Source organism: bacterium, assembly GCA_026398675.1.
Taxonomy (GTDB): Bacteria; RBG-13-66-14; RBG-13-66-14; order RBG-13-66-14; family RBG-13-66-14; genus RBG-13-66-14.
Genome location: JAPLSK010000287.1, coordinates 1 through 2,634 on the forward strand (window position 1 = coordinate 1; position 2,634 = coordinate 2,634).

The 2,634-nt window shown below is 64.0% G+C and carries 2 protein-coding genes; both read right to left on the minus strand.

Features of this window, described 5'->3' with window-relative positions:
* Nucleotides 1-197: 197 nt before the first annotated feature.
* Nucleotides 198-983: a hypothetical protein gene (locus NTW26_08625; GenBank protein MCX7022316.1), complete on the minus strand. Its 786-nt coding sequence runs from the start codon at nucleotides 981-983 to the stop codon at nucleotides 198-200.
* An 86-nt stretch (nucleotides 984-1,069) separates the two neighbouring features.
* On the minus strand, nucleotides 1,070-2,634 hold a 1,565-nt coding region (locus NTW26_08630; GenBank protein ID MCX7022317.1), incomplete at its 5' end, for a hypothetical protein.

Sequence of the window (2,634 nt, forward strand, 5' to 3'; positions counted from 1 at the left end):
GGAGGCTGCTATGGCTCGACACTTCTGAAGTGCGTGATAGATGGGAACAAAGCGAAGTATGGCATTGGATTACGTCTGTGCTATGCCTTGAACTGCTTAATTATAAATAACACAGACTTGACAACTGTCGGCCAGGGAGGAGGTGCACAGGCTTCCACATTAGAAAGCTGTACAGTCTACAACAACTATGCAGGTGACTATGGTGGTGGAGTAGAAAACAGCACTTGTCGTAACTGCATCATACACAATAACACAAACACCGCTAATCCTATTAATGCTAACGCGTGCAATAGTGATATCACATACTCATGCGGAACGCCGCTGCCGCCACGGTGCAGGTTGGAGCGGAAATCGTCCTCGGGCGCCCGACGCTCGTAGCACGCAATCACGCTCCCGCCCAGGACCAGCAGGCGCAGGTCCCTCCCCCCGGACTCGGGGTGGAAGCGCTCCAAAAAAACGTTTTGCTCCAGGACCGCCGAGAGCTGCCACTGGCCGCGCAACGCCTTCAGAGACTCCACCAGCGCCGTCCCCACCCCCCGCGTCCCCCGCGTCCACTTGAGCACCAGGGGGAATCCGCCCACCGCCTCGGCCGCGCTCGCGAGCCGGGACTCGTCGGTGACGAGCGCCGCGTCCACCGTCGGGACGCCCGCCGTCCGCAGGAGCTGGTGCGTGTAAAACTTGTCCGAGCACCGGAGCACGGCTTGGGTGGAGTTGAGGGTGGGCACCCCCATCGTCTCGAGCTGCCGCCAGAGCGCCAGGTCCCAGCCGAAATCCAGCCTCCGGTACCCGGAGCGGAAAACGGCGAAGTCCGGCGGGTCCGGCGTCTCGCCGTCCGAGAGCAGCCGGAGACCGTCCCTGGCGACCAGGGCGGTGAGGCGCGTCGTGTCGAGCTCGCGCAGCTCGTGCCCGCGTGACCGGGCGGCCTCGGCGAGGCGCCGGGACGAGTGGAGCTCGAAGTTCCGCGACAGGCTCCAGATGAGCATGGGTCCGCCGTGGGTTGGGGGTTGGCGACCGGGCGCCAGCTTGCATTATACCGGGCTGCCGATGAGATTCGTGCGTGTCGGGTCGCCTAGGCCTTTTTCCTCCACCGGAAGGCGCCGGCGGCCGCGGCCAGGGCGTACGCGGCGAGCCCCGCCGACAGCCCGACCGAGTAGCCCAGGCTGACGGCGAGAATCGTCGCCAGCACCGAAGCCATGACGCTCATGACGCTGTTGATACCCCAGACGTAGGGTATCATGCCGCCGCTCTGGGCCTCGTCCAGACGCGAAACGCCCAGCGGGAAGGCCATCCCCATGACGAACCCTAGGGGCGCCAAAAGGAGGCCCGCGATGATGAAACGCCAGGCGAGGAAGGCCGGCATGGCCAGATTCAAAACCCAGGGCACGATGAAAGCCTGGACGAGGATCAGCGCCCCGATGGCGGCGAGGACGGTCATGTTCAGGCCGCGCAGCGGGAAACGCTTCTTGAGGCGGTTCGTCGTCGCGCTGCCCAGCCCCGCGAAGAGGAGCAGGGAGAAGATGACCACCGAGGTCGCGTAGGAGGGGTGCCCCAGGAACAGCACGTACCGTTGGATAAGCGACAGCTCGACGAGCATGAAGCCCAGCCCGATGCCGGCGAAGTAGAGCCATTTCTGCGGACGGACCAGGACGGTCGCCAGGGTGTATTCCCCTTTGCGTTTGAGCGCCAGGGGCAGGATGATGAATATCACCCCGCACGCCAGGAGGATGTAAAACAGGTACTGGAGCATCCGGGCTATCGATTCGGGTCTGCCCGACGCTGTATTCTCGGGAGTGGGCCCCAGGACGTCGCTGGTGAACAGGAAGAAGAAGGGCCTGTCGTCGACTGGGGCCGTGATGTCCTGGGGGAGTGACCGGACGAAGGACTCCCTCCGGCTCCTGTCGAGGAGCGCCCGGACCCCGTCATCCGTGCAAACCCCGCCCGGCAGCCAGATGGCGTTGAACTGCAACCTGTCGGCGGCGTCTTGCAGCCCCTGGATATCCTCCGGGGTGAAGGGGCTTTTCGAAACCAGAACGGTCGCGATTTTGTCGCTTTGAATCACGGCGATGTGCCGGTCGGCGTCCCGGACACCGATCCCGGCGAGGGCCTCCACGCTGAGATTGACCAGGCGCAGCGTCTGGACGTCGCCCGTTTGGTAGTACCAGCGCGAAACGGTCAGGACGCCGTCGGGTTTGAGGTGGTCGAGGTAGAGCTCGAAGGCCTCGACGGTGTAGAGGTTGTTCTCGGACAGGGCGAAGGCCCCCGCCATGGAGGCGGCCCAGGAGTCGATGAGGGAGATTATTATCAGGTCGTACGAGATTTCGTCGCGCGCGATGAAGCTGCGTGCCTCGTCCACGACCGCCCTGACCCCGGGCAGTTCGTAGGGGTGACCCGAGAAATCGCCGTACACATCCTCGACCACCGCCACCATCGCCGGGTTGATCTCGACGGCGGTCACCGATTCGGCCCCGAAGTGCTTAGCCGCCAGAATGTCCCGTCCCCCTCCGGCGCCGATGACCAGAACGTCGTCGTAGCTCCGGTACCGGTAAGCCACGTTGGTGACGTCGTAGCCGAGGAAGTCGAGCTTGGCGAGGTCGCCGTCGAAGTTGGTTATCGGCGTACCGGCGCAGTCGTCCT